Origin of the sequence: Agriterribacter humi (assembly GCF_009192765.1) — a bacterium.
Classification (GTDB): domain Bacteria; phylum Bacteroidota; class Bacteroidia; order Chitinophagales; family Chitinophagaceae; genus Agriterribacter; species Agriterribacter humi.
In genome coordinates, this window is the sequence record NZ_VOHQ01000016.1 from 1 (window position 1) to 16,072 (window position 16,072).

Sequence of the window (16,072 nt, forward strand, 5' to 3'; positions counted from 1 at the left end):
CGCTCCGATCATTTTACTACAGCTATCATTCACGATTCGGATGTTTCGTTCCCACGGCGGGTAGGCTGACGAGCAGTAGAACAAGGATTCAGCCTTTATACTACAGTTCAACCACTTACCACGGCCTGTCATTCCGACGCAGGAGGAATCTGCCTTCGCTCTGATCATTTCACTACGGTTATTATTCACAACTCAGATACTTCGAGCTATGCACATTGCCTGCATGCAGACCCCGGCGCGACACACAGAAAACATTACGGCAACTGGCATTGCTGAAAGAAATCCCACAGCAGATCGTTGGCATTGATAGCCGCTGATGGCTCATCGCTGCCCGCCCGTCCCGGCAGTCCGCCCGGCCACGCATGACCGCCATCCTGCGTTAAATAATATTGAACGGTTACATTATTATCACAACCCTTCCATTGGGTGAGTGTATATTTATCCTCAGACACTATTTCCGTAAGCGGCGCACATCCATTTATTGCCGACCATACATTGAGCACGGAGTCAACCGGTGGAAAATAAGCGTTGCTGAAACCTGTTCCTTTGCCACCCTGGTAAGGCACATGGGTATCGGGTGCAGCATGCATGTGCAAAACAGGTACCGGCCGCAAGGGGCTGCAGGGTTGCGTAGCCACCATGGAACAGGCATTTACCGCTATGGCGGCAATTTTATTGGATAACGCGCAAGCGAGCCGGTAAGCCATCATGCCTCCGTTTGAATGCCCGGTGGCATACAGCTTTCTGGGGTTAATCTTATATTGCAGGATTAATTTATCCGCAAGGCGGCTAATAAACGCTGCATCATCAATATTATTTTCAACCGCATAATCACAGCAACCGCCGGCGTTCCATGTTCTGGCTTTCAATGGGCCCGTACTTTGTACGCCTTCGGGATATACCACGACAAAATGCGCAACGTTGGCCTTTTCAGTAAGTTTCGAAGAAGATTCAAACTGGGCGGCGTCACCTCCTCCCCCATGCATGGCAATAACCAATGCAAAACCAGAGGAATCATAATAAACAGGAGGAAGATTGAGCGTGTAGGTTCTTATCCTTCCATCAACCATAATGGTATCGTTAAATCGGTATTCCTGCACCGTTGCGGCATCGTTTTTTTTGCTGCAGTTTACACATAAAAAAAGAGTGAAGCATAGTAAACCACCATATGCGATTGTGCATTTTGTCATGATTCCGGGATTTAAAAAGTAATACAGCTAAGATTTATAAAACGCAAAAAAGTTTAAAATATGATGCGTTCATGCAGATGCCCGCCTTTTACAATCAATTATTACCGTTAATGTAATTGAAGTGCACTGCAAGCTGCTATCTGCACAGGATGTCGCATTTATACAAACAGGTATACTGCATGAGCGCCTATATTTGCATCCATTTTTATATTCCTCTTTCATGAATGCAGCTATTTACGAACCAGGCCCCCTGCTAAGCAGGTACATTGATAACTTCATGCTGGTTGATATCAACTGGAAGGAAGCCACACAGGAACATTCGGTATGGAGATTAATTCCATTCGGACAGGTTTCGATGCTTTTCTTATTTGGCGATGCGCATCAGTATAACCTCGAAGGCCCGCAATACGAAATGCAGCAAACCCGCAGGGCATTTATGGTAGGTCAGTTAACCCGGCCGATCTGGCTCAAATTTTCAGGACATACCCGCTTAATCAAGATCCAGTTTAAATCTGCCGGCGTTCACCAGTTGTTGCCTTTTAATATGCAGGAATTCACCAACGAACCCAGCTTAGACCTGGAGGCGGTTTGGGGTGCGCCTGTAAACCTGCTGCTGGAAAAATTATATCATGCGCAAACAGATGAACAACGCATAGCGGACATGAAGCATTTCTTAGAAGAACGTATACTCCCGCCTTCTGAAATGATTGATTATGTAGATTTCACTATTGGCCAGTTAAAGCTAAACAGGGGTAATCTATCCATTCAAACCATGGAAAAGCGCTTGGGCATTAGCGGGAGGCACCTCGAAAGATTGTTCCGTACAAAGGTGGGACTCTCACCGAAAGAATTAAGCAAGATCATCAGGCTCAACCATGCTTTGCAGGAACTAAAGGCAGATGCCGGCACTTCCCTGTTTTCCCTCTCCCATGCCACCGGTTATTACGACCAGGCACATTTTTCCAGGGACTTTAAAAGTATAGCCGGTGTTGCACCTTCCAGGCTGTTATCCGAAGCATCCTCCGAATTATTTGTAACCCACGGCAAATGCTTTGTGTAATCAAGTTGAATTTTCCCGCAATGTATGATTCCCCAACATGACAAAGCAAGGGAATAGGGTTCAGCTTCTATACTACAGTTCAACCGCCCACTACGGCCTGTCATTCCGATGCAGTTTGGCTAATAGCAGGCAGGGAGGAATCCGTCTTCGCGTTAATCATTGCAGATACTTCGTTCCCGCCGCGGCGGCGGCAAACTCAGTATGACAAGCAGTAGAACAGGGGTTCAGCTTTATACTACAGTTCAATCGCCCACTACTGCCTGTCATTCCGACGCAGCTTGGCTAATAGCAGGCAGGGAGGAATCCATCTTCGCGTTAATCATTACAGGTGCTCACTGCGTCAACCCGGACGGAAAAAGGGTCTGGCTTCGCTGCGATCATTCATCACCGTTAGAGATCATAAATCCTTCCGGTGAAATAAATCCCGCGGAGGCCATTTATCATACAATTCACTATTCAGGAATTTCATTTCCGGATTAAATGCTTTAATTAATGCTATTTTCTTCTCCCTGCGCCATCCTTTTATTTCTTTCTCCCTTGCAATGGCGTCATTCACATACCTGTAATCATCATAATAAAGCAGGTAAAAGGCATTGTATCTTCCCGTAAAAGTTTTTGGATCGCCCCTGCTGAGATAATGTTCAATAATTCTTTGCTGAAGGTCATTGGTCACTCCTGTATAAAGTACAGTCTTTGTGAAGTTGGTAACAATATAAACTGAGTACGCAGAATGGTGTGTTCTCATAACATGTAAGGTTAGCGTTTATTAAAGATAATTAAATTATCAGTTTTCCATTACGGAAACAGATGCTTTTTGGGTCCGGATGCGTCCTTCGTCAGCATAACAGTAGTAACAGTGTTGAGCATTTATAATAAAGCCAAACCAACAACCTACTGCCTGTCATTCCGACGAAGCCTGGCTATTGACAGGCAAGGAGGAATCCATCTTCGCGTTAATCATTGCAGATACTTCGTTTTCGCCGCGACGGCGGCAAACTCAGTATGACAGGCAGAGGGTGCTTTGTTCAGCTTCACTACCAAAGTTCAGCCACATTGCCATTGCCTGTCATTCCGACGCAGCTTGGCTACTGGCAGGGAAGGAGGAATCCATCTTCGCTCCCGTCATTCTAATACGGGTATCATTCACAATTCAGATGCTTCGTTTCCGCCGCGACGGCGGCAAACTCAGCCCCGAAGCGCTTCGGGTACAAGCAGCGGGTACTTTGTTCAGCTTTATACTACAGTTCAATCTTGCACTACTGCCTGTCATTCCGACGAAGCCTGGTTACTGGCGCAGGCAGGTAGGAATCCATCTTCGCTCTGATCATTTTACTACGGTTATCATTCACAACTCAGATACTTCGTTCCCGCCGCGGCGGCGGCAAACTCAGTATGCCAAGCAGAGGGTACTTTGTTCAGCTTTATACTACAGTTCAATCTTGCACTACTGCCTGTCATTCCGACGAAGCCTGGTTACTGGCGCAGGCAGGGAGGAATCCATCTTCGCTCTGATCATTTTACTACGGTTATCATTCACAATTCAGATGTTTCGTTCCCGCCGCGGCGGCGGCAAACTCAGTATGACAAGCAGTAGAACAGGGGTTCAGCTTCTATTCTATCGTCCAACCGCCCACTACTGCTTGTCATTTCGATGCAGCTTGGCCACTAGCAGGCAGGGAGGAATCCACTTTCGCTCCAATCATTTTACTACGGTTATCATTTACAATTCAGATGCTTCCCTCCCGCCAATGACAGGTCGGTTTCATACAAGTTTTTGAATCCCATTCACCGCAACTTTGCATTGTTATTAAAACTTAAAATAAATATGAACGCAACAGATCAAACAGAAACGATCAAAGCCACCACAGGATACCGCCGCTACCAGGGTGGATATTTCAAAGTGCTGATAGCACCCGAAACAACACAGGGCAATATGGCACTGCTTGAAATGGCATTGCCCAAAGGCGCTGAACCTCCCCCGCATATACATACAAGGGAAGACGAAAGCTTTTATCTGCAGGAAGGAGAAATTATTTTTTATATAGGCGATAAAACAATACATGCCCGAGCCGGTGATGCGGTATATGCACCACGACGGATTGCCCATCATTTTAAAATTCAATCGGCTTCGGCAAAATTCCTGAACCTGATCACACCGGGAAATTTATTGTATTATTTCCTCGAATTCAGCGAACCCGAAACAGGCGCCGTGCCGGTTATAGCTCCGCAGGGACCGCCCTCTGCAGAACGCGTTGAAAAAATGATGGGGCAGCTAATGGGAACCTACGGTATTGAGGCTCCCTAAATGATTTATCAATGCCCGGTAACAGCCGCATATATATTACACCAGGCGTTTTCTTTTATAAGGCATCCTGCGGAGCTGTGGTAGTAGTGCATATCGAAAATTGTTTGCTGCAACTCACCTCCGGAGCCGGAGAACTGCTGGTGGGATATTTAAAAGTGATCAAAGCCTACTTTACCGCTTTTAAAAATCACAGGGAATTAACAAACGAATATTACAGGGAAATCGCAAAACAACTTAACCGCAAAAACAGCATCATCCGGTTAAAGGAAATTTCCAGTTTAATACAACAAATGGGTTGCATCAGCGATTGGGAATACCATCATAAAAATCAGCCGGAATAAAAACATCCATCAACAGTTAACAACAAAATTTTAACCGCAAAAAAGCGAATGGAAATCGCTATGCCGGTTCAACAGTAAAAAATAAAGCAAAATGAAAAAAACAATTACAACATGCTTTTGGTCCGCAATGATATTGATGGCGGCCTGCAAAAAAACGAACCAACGGGGAGAAACACAATACAAATTAAACAGCAACTCAGTAGTGGAATGGAAGGGAACAATGGACAATGGTTTTAACAATGGTTCCTTCGATATTTCGGAAGACTACATTATTGTGAAGCAGGGAAAAATAACAGGGGGAAGTTTTGTGTTTCCTATTGTTTCCATAAAGAATTTCAATTTGCCGGACTCATTAAAAGAACAATTGCTGCATCATCTTAAAAGCGCAGATTTTTTTAACATGGCGCTTTATCCCGAAGCTTCTTTCAGTATAACAAAAGTGCAGCCTTACCCCGGTGGCATTCCAGATGCAATAGCCGGCGCGAATTATTTGATTGGAGGTAACTTTACCATGCTTGGTAAAACGAACGCGATAAGTTTTCCTGCCGATATCAATATAACAGGAAACAAATTATCGGTGGAAGCAAAATTCGAAATAGACCGCACAAAATGGGGAATGCATTATGCATCAGACCCCGATGCCGGGCTTTATATCCATAAGGATGTGCAACTCTACTTTAAACTTTCAGGTGAAAGGAAGTAATCATAGAAATGTCTTTCAACCTTTTAAACAACAGTTTGTTGCATAATTTATGCCAATGACAGATAAAGATAGGTGGTTCTTTTTACTGCCAATGACATCTTAGTGAGACTATTGTTTATCGGCCAGTTGCAAGTTGTATTAGACTGCTATTTTTTCTTTGTTACTTTTTGCGGAAAAAGTAACCAAAAGCCGCACGAAAACGAATACGGCCCGTTTTCGTGGAGCGCCCTGATCGAGCTGCACTACTACTGTGATTTCAGCAATAGAACGCTAATGCTTTCTCAACTTATTGCATCCAGAATATAAACCAACTTACCAACTGATCAACTATGATGATAACTATTTGCTGTAGCCGGGTACCCAATAGTAGACACGACCCACGGCGAAGTAAGTGACAAGAAAAAAAGACTAATTTTTATGCAGCTTGCCTGCCGGCAGGCAAGCTGCATCACAGTGACAAGCGCCGGGGTCGCATAGCTATGCACATTGCTCGCAGCCCCCGGCACAACGCAGTTTATTTCGCTTTTTCCGCGCAGTTAAACATCCATTGCACGCCAAACTTATCTTTACAACTGCCGAAGTAATCACCCCAAAACATATCCTGTAATTCCATTTCAACCTTCCCGCCGGCGGAAAGTGCGTCAAATAATCTTTTCGTTTCTTCCCTGGTATCGGGTTCAAGATTGATATAAACATTGTTACCGAAGTTCATTTTAAAACCCATGGATTCGGGAGCATCGGTTCCCATTAGTACATGTCCGCCCAAAATAGGAAGTGCAATATGCATCACCAGGTTCTTATCTGCGTCTGCCAGTGGGGGCACTCCTTCCTGTGGCGGAACATCGCCCATGCGGGCAATGCCTGGTCCGCTGAATTCGCCGCCAAAAACAGATTTGTAAAACAGAAATGCTTCCTCTGTGTTACGCGCAAAATTGAGATAAGTGCTAACGCTTGCCATAATGCAGGTTTTAATTATTAATACGTTCAACAAATATATTTCATCCTTTAAGAACGGGGCACCCTGTGGTGCGACAGATTAAAGGGGTGAATGCGCCAAAAAACCAATTTTTATAATTTCGTCAGTGAGAAATAAAGCATTGCAGTGCTTCCTTAACCTTCAACAAGTTTCTTAATCGTGGCAATAGCGCCTCTCCAATAGAAGTTGTAATGCCTGTAAATAGCATCCGTTGGGAAATTTTCAACAGTAACGGTCAGCCTGGTTTCGTTATCCATCGGCTCAAGCCTGAACGTTGTGGAAGTATAGTTTTCCGGCCGGTCGGGCAGCCGGGATACGGAATTGAGACCTGTGTATTTCAGTTGCCTGTTCTTTTCAAAGCGCTCCACCACGCCTTTATTTTCAAAGCCCACATGATGAAATCCTTTTACGGTAATGGGTCCTTTAACGGTCCAATCCGTTTCAATAACAAGGTTCATTTCCGGGTCTCCCATCCAAAGTTTCATCAGGTCCGGCTTTGTGAGACAGTCCCAAACTTTTTCCGGTGCAGCAGCGATATCCAATGCATATTCGATCATAATGTCAATTGTAGTTCCAGGGTCCCTCATGAATTGTACCAACGCGCCGCATGCTTAAAAGAAAAGCGGGGCGGGAATTACCAGGTATTGATGCTGCTGTTCATATTGCTTTGCAAATGCATCCGCATAGTTGTTGATGGCCTCATCGGTTAACTGTTGTCCCGAACTGATGATAAACCTGTACCTGAATGTTACGGATTTGCCTGCTGCAAGAGAAAAATTCAGCTCGTGCTTTTCTTTTGTAAAATCTTTTACGCCAAAGGGGTTTGCGGCAAACAACCCGTACCCGCGGGCATGCCAGTAGGTTGGGTAGCTGATATTGCCGGGATGATCGCAGATCACCACCGACACTTTTTCATCGCCGATGTTTCCGTATAAATCCATCCATCGGGCTCTTGTGCCCCATACATCCGCACCGGTTACCCCTTCACTGCTCCTGTAATTGCCGGTAATGCCTTCGTTGGACAAGGCTTTTATTTTGGTGGGCACGCCCTGCGCATCTAACAAAGTTACTTCTTCATCCGATGGCAATTCGAGCTGGCGCGCTACCCTCATGCCCAGGAATCCTTCCTTGGTATCCGGAAAATCCACTTTGCCGCCGGTAGCGGTTAACACCGTGATCCTGTCAATGATGCGGGTTGTGCCGTCGGCTATAAAATGGTAGGTGCTGCTTTCTGCTAACAGTTCCCTGCCCGATGAATCTACCCAACTGGCTTTTGCCCGCAGTATGCCTTCGCCATCACCACCTTCCGTGCTTTCAATATCCAGATGCTTTACGGCGCCCAGCTTAACCTGCCTTTCTCCCTCTGCGCCGTTTCCCCAGAAATCGTATCCGTTTACATTGCCATAGTTGAGCCAGATGCCCACCTGGTGCCGGTGATCCGAACGCTCTCCCGCCCTGGGTTGCAAAGGATAGCCACGGGTAATGGCAACGCCGGCCGCATTCAGCACGGGAAACAGTATCGGCTTGTATACACTGTCCGGCCAGCAGTAAGAAGTAAACAAGTTTCCATCCATCAGCACATCCACTTTGTGCTGCGATTCCTGCTTTACAAAACTTACCGCTACGGTAGAATCATTTTGCGTGGCTTCGAATTTTTGCTCTGCTGAATTGCAGGAAAAAGAAGGCCATAGCATAGCCGTTATGAGTGCCGCCGGAAATATTTGCCGGGATGTGAATGAGCGCATAAATGAGTGTTTAAATATTGTTTTATTTGAAGACATTATACTCTGACCGGCACCGTTGCCGGAAATTATTTTACAAGATAGAAAGCATAACCGGGCGGTAGTCATTTGGATTCGAGTTGTTTTATTATTTTCTTCACAGCTAATTTGGAATTCAAACGAACACCTTTTTTTAGCCAAATAAGAGCTGTGTTTTTAAAGCCAGACACGAGATAAACTTCCGCAATTCTCCGATAAAAATCAGAAACAGTTACCGGTGAAAGTTCGAATATGGCGCTGCGCAATACATCGAAGTAGAAATCTGCTTTTTCCCACAAATTCAATTGTGCAAATGTGTGCCCCATGTTAAAGATGAGATTGGCTTTCGCGTATCCGGAAAGATCAATTAACATGAGGGAATGAAATAATACTTCTTCATTCCGAAAGTCATTCTCGCCATACTTTAATTTTTTTACCAAATTATATTCGCACAACTTACAGTTTGTATAGTAATTATTACGGTCTGATTTTTTTGAGTATTGTAAATCACCAGTAAAGGCAAGAACCTCACTCAAGAATTCAAAAGCTACATTTGCGTCAGCAATCTTATTGACAATCTCCAAACGATTATCTCCTATCCTGATCGACAATTTCGAAAGGATACTTTGTATTTCAGTAAGAAACTCTCTTCCATCCGCCGCACTATGGAAGTAAATTCGATTAATCAAATCCAGGTCTAAGCATATAAACTTAAAGTCGTACATATTAGGCTTGATTACCGCTAACGATCTGGTATTGCTGCAGGCGTGATATTTTATAACTTTCATCTCGGTACAATACTAATCTGTGTCTTGGTGTTCCTTTTGTATTTTGATTATTTTGGATAAAATTAGCAGACATCGCCAAAGAGTTAAAAAAATAACTATTAAACTGAATAAATTAAAAGCAAATAATACAATGTAACACTTAGAGTCAAGCGTTAATTTCAAAGTATAACCTATAACGGCAGTAAATGTTAATGAAATAATTGCATTTTTTAAATGTCTTACCGTTTCAAAATACAGGTCTGTAGAGTAGAAAATTTCGTATAAAGTGTCAGATTCAAAATTGACGTCTTTTTTTGATTTTGCTGTACTCTTAAAAGAAATTAAAACTGTCAATAGCGTTAAAATAAAACCAGATAATGTCAGGGCTACGGTCGATAGGTCAGAAACTATGGATATTATTGTTTCATCTTTCGGAATTTGAAAGCCAGTCTTTTTTACTAAGAATATAATTATCCCTGAAATTGAAATTCCTATGAAATAATCCCAAAAGACAGGTCTTTTAAAATACTTGTCAATCATCATTGAAGGGTTTGTATGAATTCATCAAAATCTGTCTCAATTAATTCATACCATTGTCTTGTTGTTGTGATTTTACCGTCTATATGTTTTACTATTTCCTTTTTACCTTTTAATAAATTAAAGACTTCTTCCTTCCCATCTTTATCTTCATACCTAACAACAAAATGTTCAAAGGCATCCATATTCGTTGGTTTAGCTTTAAAAGCATTTAGTATACGAGTAAACATTGAATTACCATCCTTATTTAATTGCGAACTTATGTATTGTTTACCTGGTGTCTGAAACATGACTTCCAGTTTTACAAACTTTGGTTTAACATGTTGCCCTAAGTTCGAAATAGCAGTAAAGTATTGACCAACAATTGCAGGGTCTAACTGTGATAACTTTTGCGGCTGAACCTTCACGTCTATATTTAATACATTTTTTAAATCAGCAAGGGTCTTGTCAATAGAAGTATCCATATATAAATCGATTTCAGTAGCTCGAGCAAGTTTTAATTTCTCTCGTGCAACTACTCGAAAGTAGTATTCTATGTCTGAAAGACGTGGACCATTACTATTAAATTCAACACACAGAACTACTGAATCAGTGTTATAGTCTATAAAAAAGTGTGTCTGCTCTGCAATTTCACCATTGCTGGTATCAAAAGGCACTAATAAAAACTTATCTGCCGGTTTAACCATCGGTATTCTACCTGTTCTTAAAAGAGCCATTGAGAACCGGATCCGTTTTTCCCTCAACATGAATACGGCATTGTAACAAAAAGTGGTCTTGCACTTTCTTTGCCTCGGTCTTCATGTTTGTCAATCAATATACCTCTGCCTGCCTGCTGTTCTTGACTTAGAAACGTAACAACTTGATGAAGTATCGTATGACTTGTTTCATTTTTTGCATGAGTGTAAGGCGTAAATTTCAATTTATAAAAGTGAAACCTTACTGGGATTAAGTCTTTATTTTCTTCAGAAAGTTCTGTTTGCATCGTAAGGTTCTATTTAATTAGGAATAAATGTATATCATTTTTTACTGGTGCATTAAATGCGGGTTCAGTGCTTGCTGCTAACACTTTGCTTTACGCAATAAAAGGCGTTTTTAAGCATTTCTAAGCACTTTAAACTTTTCTAAGCGTTTAAAAATGGGTTTGTTTCATCGGGGTACGATAATCATAGTGACTTGTATTGAATATTACCATTCAACTACTACTCAGAACAAAACTTCTATACCTAGAATTGGATGCGTTGAATATTGGGTATTGTATATGGTGCGGATTGAAACGATTATCAAACCTATTCATTTATTTTTAATATTGAAAAAGTTTTTCCCGAATAATACTGGCAATTCCTGGCAAATCAGAAAAGAAATCGCAGAGGGCAAAAAATCTTAGCGCCGGGGTCGCATAGCTATGTTTATTGCCTGAATGCAGACCCCAGCGCGAAACCCAAATGTTATCATCATTTAATAGGGTTAAGGTATAACCACTGGTGGTAAAATAATATCGTTCATATCATTTAATTCAAGAATTACTGGTTGCTTTAATTTTAAAGCTTTCCCAATTGCAATACAATGTCGTTCTTCAAGTGTTGGTAGAAGATTTGAATAATCAGAACCAATATAATTTTCTAAAAATTGTTTTCCCGTATCATCGAAAACTCTCATTGCAAAAATTGTGTTGCATTGATTTAAAATACTTTTGCTAATATTAGCTGTCCTTTGAGTTACAACAAAAGTACCCAACCCGTATTTCCTTCCCTGCAAAATAACTTTTGCAGTTCCGTTGGTCGCACTTTTATCGCCATCGTTTGCAACCGAATTCCATTCGGGAACAAGTGAGTGTGCTTCTTCAAAAACCAAAAGCAATCTTGCATCGTTTGTCATTCCTTTCGCTTTGCACAATTCCAAACTCACTTCCGAAATTAGTCGTGTAATTTCTGGGACTGTTAAATCTCGCATTGATGCGACTTCTTGCCAATCATTTTGTCCAGGTCCAATCTTTTTATTTTTCAATTCTCCTACTTGATAGCTCACATTAAACTGTTGCGGATTGAAAATTAGAACTCGTTCTGTGGCTGTATCTAATAACTGAGTAACCCTCGTGGTTAATTGTTCCTTAAATGCCTTGTAATTGCCACCTTCTTCTATGTCTTTATTGATTGCTTTATATCGTGGACTTATTTGTTGTTCTATTGCTGCATAACCAATTTCCGCAACTCCTGTATTGATATATTTACTTACTTCAACAAGATACTGCCCTGTAATGTCAACGCAAATCACTTTTGTGTTCGTGGCTACAACTGTTTTTTTCAGTAGTTCAAAAGTGAGGCATGACTTACCAATACCAAGAATGCCAAGAATTGCTGTATTGTGAGTAACAAGTTCCTTCGGGTTTTTAACTCCTATTCCATAATTGGTGTTTGGCAATTTACCAATGAACTGGTTTCCGTCATAAACAATATTGACAGGGTCGAGAAGAAAAATGGGAGTGTATATTTCAGGCAACCATTTTACAGTATTGAGTTCATTTTCGGCTGTATCATACCTCCCTAACTTTTGCGCTGTACCAATTGTAAACCCATGTGTGTCTTTATACTCTAAATTTTCTTCGTCAGTTCGTGCATCAATGATTTGATATAATACTTCTTCATCTGCAATTACAGTTTGAATAATTGTGCCTTCTCCTATCCCTCTTTTCTTTAGCAGATCATCAGAAAAAAGTTTGTTGAATCTAATTTTATCAATCGTTGAGCCTTCCCAAACATTTCCTATAAATCTTTCGAAACCCTCATTCATGGGGTTTGATTCAATGATTGGTTTTATTTTATCATCTAAACTTGTTGTATCAAGCAAGTAAACTGCATTTGTCTTGGAGAAAATTGATTTCTCTCCTGTTAATGGTAGCAGTGATTTTATGTTGAAGGAAATAAGGTCTTGTTTTTTGTCCCGAAGGGACAAAACCTCAATCCATTTCTTTCCTAACAATATCTGCTCACTCAAAATAATTCCTGCAACTCCATTTGTGATATTTTCAAGGTAAACCAAGCATCCAACAAGTTGCTTTTGCCTGTTAAGATTATCGCTCGCCAATTCAACTTTATAAAGGTCTGTGCTTTCATGGCCGATTATTTGACCTAAGAAGTTTGCAGAGTCGGTTTTTGCAACAATATTTTTGAATTGGATTGAAATAAAATTTACAAGCCAAACGATTGGGCCATTAATCGCAATCAATGCACCGAAGAGCATCAAGACTGGAAATTTTACGGAATCGTCACGGAAAAAGGAATAGACAATATCAAAATACAGGGCCGTGAAAACAATTTCCGGTCTTGAGATTTTGCAGATAATATCAACTGCAATTCGTTGTGGCTTCTCGTATTTTATCGAGCCATGAATAAAAATTAAGATTAGAGCTGAAAGAGTGAACACAGCAGAAGCAAATAGCCACGCGTTGTAAAGAAGCAAATCCTCCCGGTTGTTTAATCCAACCAAAAAGAGAAAGATTGCAACCCATCTTGTGATTACGTCAACTGGTTTAGAAAAAAACGGTTCTGTAATGTAAGTGCTAAGAATGAGTGCAAGTCCTGTGGCTATGAGAACAGCATTGAGATTGTTGTTGGTGTCAACAATAAACGTCCATGCGTTGGTTAGTTTGAACCCTATTAGCAGAATCAGGAAAATATAGATTCCTACAACTGCAAATCTCTGTCTGATATTTAGCTGCATTGTATTTGTAAATTTATTTTCAAGTTGTCGTCATCCTACGTTCAAAGCCAGAAAGCATCAAGTTAAACTGACTTGATAGGGTTGCCGCTAATACTTTGTTTTATGTATAGAAACAATTTTTAAGTATTTATAAACGCCTTAAACACTTCTAAGCGTTTAAAAAACGGATAGGTTTTGCTTCACAGGATACGAGAATCATAGTAACCTGTATTGAATATTGTCATTCAGTACTACTCGGAATTAAAAATTACATACCGGAAATTGGATGGGTTAATACTGGGTATTATATATGGTGCGGATGGAAACGGTTCTCAAACCTATTCATTTATTTTAATAATTGAAAAAGTTTTTTGTGAGCATTCTAACAGTTACACGTCAGATTGGTGGCGAAGGCCGTGGCAGCACAAAAATCTTAGCGCGGGGGGCGCATAGCTATGCCCTTTGCCTGTATGCAGACTCCGGCGCGAAACTAAGGCCGCTGTTATGGGCCGGTTTCTTTTCTGTTTAGATCCGTCATGGTTGTTTGTTAAACATTAAATACGACGTCAGTTTACTTATTCTCCCGTTAGTGAAATGAAATACATCACAAAAGACCGCATCAAGCTTAGTTCCGTCTTTCATTTTTGCTTTTACTGTTCCTTCGGCAACTACGATGTTCCCTTCTTCTATAAGTCTTATTACTTTAATGTCAGGATGCCCGTCAGCATTGGCGTTTTCGATTTCTTTGTCAAACGCGGCTTTGCCCCTGTGAAGATAAAAACCGGGCAATTCCCAGACTACATCGTCAGTTAAGCACGATAATATTTTTTTATGGTCAGTCGCACGAAATCCGTCCATGTATTTTTCTACGATTTGCTTTTGTTCACTCATGCTGTTATTTGTTGTTTTATTGTTATGGCAGGATGTTAAAGCTAAAATTGCCAATACAAAGAATAGGTTTGTCTTTTTCATTTATTTATCCTGGTTGAGTAATGTTTGCATATTGTTCAGCATTTGTAACCAACTTGGGTATGCTCCTGTTTTCTTAGCCAACGCTTGCGAAACGGTTTGGCGTAATTGCAATTTCGTTTTTCCGTTATCTTCAGTTAGCGTTATCGTTACAAGTGTTTCTCCCGGCCAGTCGCTATCCATTCCAATATCAACAGGATTTACCGGGTTGCCATTCTCATCTGCATTAACCATTGTAAAAGCCAATTTTAAATTGGGAACAATTTCTTTATATTCTCCAATGCACCAACAATCTCCATACTGAGGATTGGAAATGCACGAATGGAACTTTCCGCCTGTTTTAATATTAAGTTCCTTAAAGCGAATGGTGCAACCATCGGGAGCATACCATTTCATTAATTTTTCAGGATCTGTCCAGGCCTGAAAAACCTTATCCATTCCTGCGTTAAAGGTTTCTTCTATAAAAACTTCGTTGTTGTTTTTAGGATTTTCCATTTCTTATTTTTTTTGATTGTTTTTTTATTGGCGCATCAGCTTTTTTCGATTGCAACTCCTCCTGTTCGACAAAGGCTTTTAATGCTTTCAATTTTCCTGTCCACATTTTTTTATATTGCTGAACCCATTCGTGAACTTCATTTAACTTTTCAAGTTTTACCTCACATAAACGTTCTCTGCCCGATTGCTTAATATGTAACAATCCACATTCGGAAAGAATTTTAAGATGCAATGAAATAGCCTGCCGGCTAACATCAAATTGATCTGCAATTGTATTCACATTTACAGGTTGCCGGGCTATCATTCCTATGATTTCTCTGCGTGTTGGGTCGGCTATTGCCTGAAAAACATCTCTGCGTGCTTCCATAATATGCAAGTATTTGCTTACAAATATATGAGCAAGTACTTGCTTGCGCAAATTTTAAACAAAAAAATAATCGTTGATATTGGTTAGTGGTGAGCAGGAGCAGTAACCGATACATATACTGAACCCGAAAGCCGTTGCAGGGCAAAAAATATTAGCGCGGGGGTCGCATAGCTATGCCCATTGCCTGAATGCAGACCCCGGCGCGAAGCTGGTTAGAGGCACAGAAACTTAAAATTCACTCATTGTTCATTAATTGAATATTCACATCGTTATTTGCAGAACCCTGCTTAAAAAATATCGCAAGCAGCAGCATAAACAAAGGAGCTGTAATGGCCCAGGGTGTTGCAAGCATCAATATATTGTTGGAAAAATTTGGGTAGAAATAAACAAATGCAATTAAAGGAGTAACGGCCGCATGAGCCAGGAAAGAATACCTGACCCATTTTTGAAATCCCTGTTTTAGAAATACAGGTGCGGCAAAAAGCGCTGCCATCCCCATAAATATATATCCCGCTGCATCAAAGTCCCAAAAGAGAGAATGCGGTGTTTGTCTGAGCAACTGAATTTCATCAGTACTTCCACTAAGTGTCATGGGGATTACCGTTGCCAGTTGCACAACATAATTGGCTGCTACGAAGACCACATAAATGACGGTACACAACAATGCGCCATGGCTCCAGAATTTATTTTCCGGGGCAACTGCATAATGCAGTGCAAGCATTTCTATCATAAAAGGGATCATTATGCAAAGCGAAAACCCGTAAATTAAAATTTCATCCCGGGGATAAGAAAGTAAACCCCAAACCTGCAGGATCTGAACAATATAAAATGCAAGTGTTGCCGTAAAGGCAACCATGCCTGACCAATAACCAGCTTTATAAATGGTCTTATTCATAGTCTGCACTT

Annotated in this window: 18 protein-coding genes; 4 read left to right on the forward strand and 14 right to left on the reverse strand. The window is 41.2% G+C overall.

Annotated elements, in window-relative coordinates:
* Nucleotides 1-254 precede the first annotated feature (254 nt).
* Nucleotides 255-1,190 (reverse strand): extracellular catalytic domain type 1 short-chain-length polyhydroxyalkanoate depolymerase, encoded by a 936-nt coding sequence (locus tag FRX45_RS20220; protein ID WP_152270303.1) that lies wholly within the window; start codon nucleotides 1,188-1,190, stop codon nucleotides 255-257.
* Nucleotides 1,191-1,410: 220 nt separating this feature from the next.
* Between FRX45_RS20220 and FRX45_RS20225 the strand changes: the two genes are divergently transcribed.
* Complete coding sequence (locus tag FRX45_RS20225) at nucleotides 1,411-2,250, forward strand: helix-turn-helix domain-containing protein (protein WP_152270304.1); 840 nt, start codon at nucleotides 1,411-1,413, stop codon at nucleotides 2,248-2,250.
* Between the two features lie 397 nt (nucleotides 2,251-2,647).
* Here FRX45_RS20225 and FRX45_RS20230 read toward each other — a convergent pair whose 3' ends face one another.
* Nucleotides 2,648-2,995: a GIY-YIG nuclease family protein gene (locus tag FRX45_RS20230; protein WP_152270305.1), complete on the reverse strand. Its 348-nt coding sequence runs from the start codon at nucleotides 2,993-2,995 to the stop codon at nucleotides 2,648-2,650.
* Between the two features lie 1,080 nt (nucleotides 2,996-4,075).
* Here FRX45_RS20230 and FRX45_RS20235 point away from each other — a divergent pair.
* The 3 genes from FRX45_RS20235 to FRX45_RS20245 all read left to right on the forward strand — a co-directional run bounded on the left by FRX45_RS20235 (nucleotide 4,076) and on the right by FRX45_RS20245 (nucleotide 5,599).
* Complete coding sequence (locus FRX45_RS20235; RefSeq protein ID WP_152270306.1) at nucleotides 4,076-4,555, forward strand: cupin domain-containing protein; 480 nt, start codon at nucleotides 4,076-4,078, stop codon at nucleotides 4,553-4,555.
* 11 nt (nucleotides 4,556-4,566) lie between these two features.
* The gene (locus tag FRX45_RS20240) at nucleotides 4,567-4,896 is read left to right on the forward strand and encodes a hypothetical protein (RefSeq protein ID WP_152270307.1); all 330 of its coding nucleotides are present in this window, start codon (nucleotides 4,567-4,569) and stop codon (nucleotides 4,894-4,896) included.
* 91 nt (nucleotides 4,897-4,987) lie between these two features.
* Nucleotides 4,988-5,599: a YceI family protein gene (locus FRX45_RS20245; protein WP_152270308.1), complete on the forward strand. Its 612-nt coding sequence runs from the start codon at nucleotides 4,988-4,990 to the stop codon at nucleotides 5,597-5,599.
* 514 nt (nucleotides 5,600-6,113) lie between these two features.
* Here the strand turns inward: FRX45_RS20245 and FRX45_RS20250 are convergent.
* The 12 genes from FRX45_RS20250 to FRX45_RS20305 form a co-directional block, all read right to left on the reverse strand.
* On the reverse strand, nucleotides 6,114-6,557 hold the full coding sequence (locus FRX45_RS20250; RefSeq protein WP_152270309.1) for a VOC family protein: 444 nt from the start codon (nucleotides 6,555-6,557) through the stop codon (nucleotides 6,114-6,116).
* A gap of 152 nt (nucleotides 6,558-6,709) precedes the next feature.
* Nucleotides 6,710-7,132: an SRPBCC family protein gene (locus FRX45_RS20255; protein ID WP_193311790.1), complete on the reverse strand. Its 423-nt coding sequence runs from the start codon at nucleotides 7,130-7,132 to the stop codon at nucleotides 6,710-6,712.
* 54 nt (nucleotides 7,133-7,186) lie between these two features.
* Nucleotides 7,187-8,320: a DUF6807 domain-containing protein gene (locus FRX45_RS20260; RefSeq protein ID WP_226805483.1), complete on the reverse strand. Its 1,134-nt coding sequence runs from the start codon at nucleotides 8,318-8,320 to the stop codon at nucleotides 7,187-7,189.
* Nucleotides 8,321-8,421: 101 nt separating this feature from the next.
* On the reverse strand, nucleotides 8,422-9,060 hold the full coding sequence (locus FRX45_RS20265; RefSeq protein WP_152270311.1) for a hypothetical protein: 639 nt from the start codon (nucleotides 9,058-9,060) through the stop codon (nucleotides 8,422-8,424).
* A gap of 75 nt (nucleotides 9,061-9,135) precedes the next feature.
* Nucleotides 9,136-9,645: a hypothetical protein gene (locus tag FRX45_RS20270; RefSeq protein ID WP_152270312.1), complete on the reverse strand. Its 510-nt coding sequence runs from the start codon at nucleotides 9,643-9,645 to the stop codon at nucleotides 9,136-9,138.
* Nucleotides 9,642-10,355, reverse strand: a complete 714-nt coding sequence (locus tag FRX45_RS20275; RefSeq protein ID WP_152270313.1) for a hypothetical protein — start codon at nucleotides 10,353-10,355, stop codon at nucleotides 9,642-9,644. Before FRX45_RS20275 ends, FRX45_RS20270 begins: the two co-directional genes overlap by 4 nt.
* Before the next feature lie 23 nt (nucleotides 10,356-10,378).
* The gene (locus FRX45_RS20280; RefSeq protein ID WP_152270314.1) at nucleotides 10,379-10,621 is read right to left on the reverse strand and encodes a hypothetical protein; all 243 of its coding nucleotides are present in this window, start codon (nucleotides 10,619-10,621) and stop codon (nucleotides 10,379-10,381) included.
* A gap of 482 nt (nucleotides 10,622-11,103) precedes the next feature.
* Nucleotides 11,104-13,356, reverse strand: coding sequence for a helicase HerA domain-containing protein (locus tag FRX45_RS20285; protein WP_152270315.1), 2,253 nt, complete (start codon nucleotides 13,354-13,356; stop codon nucleotides 11,104-11,106).
* A gap of 513 nt (nucleotides 13,357-13,869) precedes the next feature.
* Nucleotides 13,870-14,307 carry a nuclear transport factor 2 family protein gene (locus FRX45_RS20290; RefSeq protein ID WP_226805484.1) on the reverse strand — a complete coding sequence of 146 codons (438 nt, stop codon included), beginning with the start codon at nucleotides 14,305-14,307 and terminating at the stop codon, nucleotides 13,870-13,872.
* The gene (locus tag FRX45_RS20295) at nucleotides 14,308-14,799 is read right to left on the reverse strand and encodes an SRPBCC family protein (RefSeq protein ID WP_152270316.1); all 492 of its coding nucleotides are present in this window, start codon (nucleotides 14,797-14,799) and stop codon (nucleotides 14,308-14,310) included.
* Nucleotides 14,786-15,166, reverse strand: a complete 381-nt coding sequence (locus tag FRX45_RS20300; protein WP_152270317.1) for an ArsR/SmtB family transcription factor — start codon at nucleotides 15,164-15,166, stop codon at nucleotides 14,786-14,788. Before FRX45_RS20300 ends, FRX45_RS20295 begins: the two co-directional genes overlap by 14 nt.
* Before the next feature lie 235 nt (nucleotides 15,167-15,401).
* Nucleotides 15,402-16,061 (reverse strand): hypothetical protein, encoded by a 660-nt coding sequence (locus tag FRX45_RS20305; RefSeq protein ID WP_152270318.1) that lies wholly within the window; start codon nucleotides 16,059-16,061, stop codon nucleotides 15,402-15,404.
* Nucleotides 16,062-16,072 lie beyond the last annotated feature (11 nt).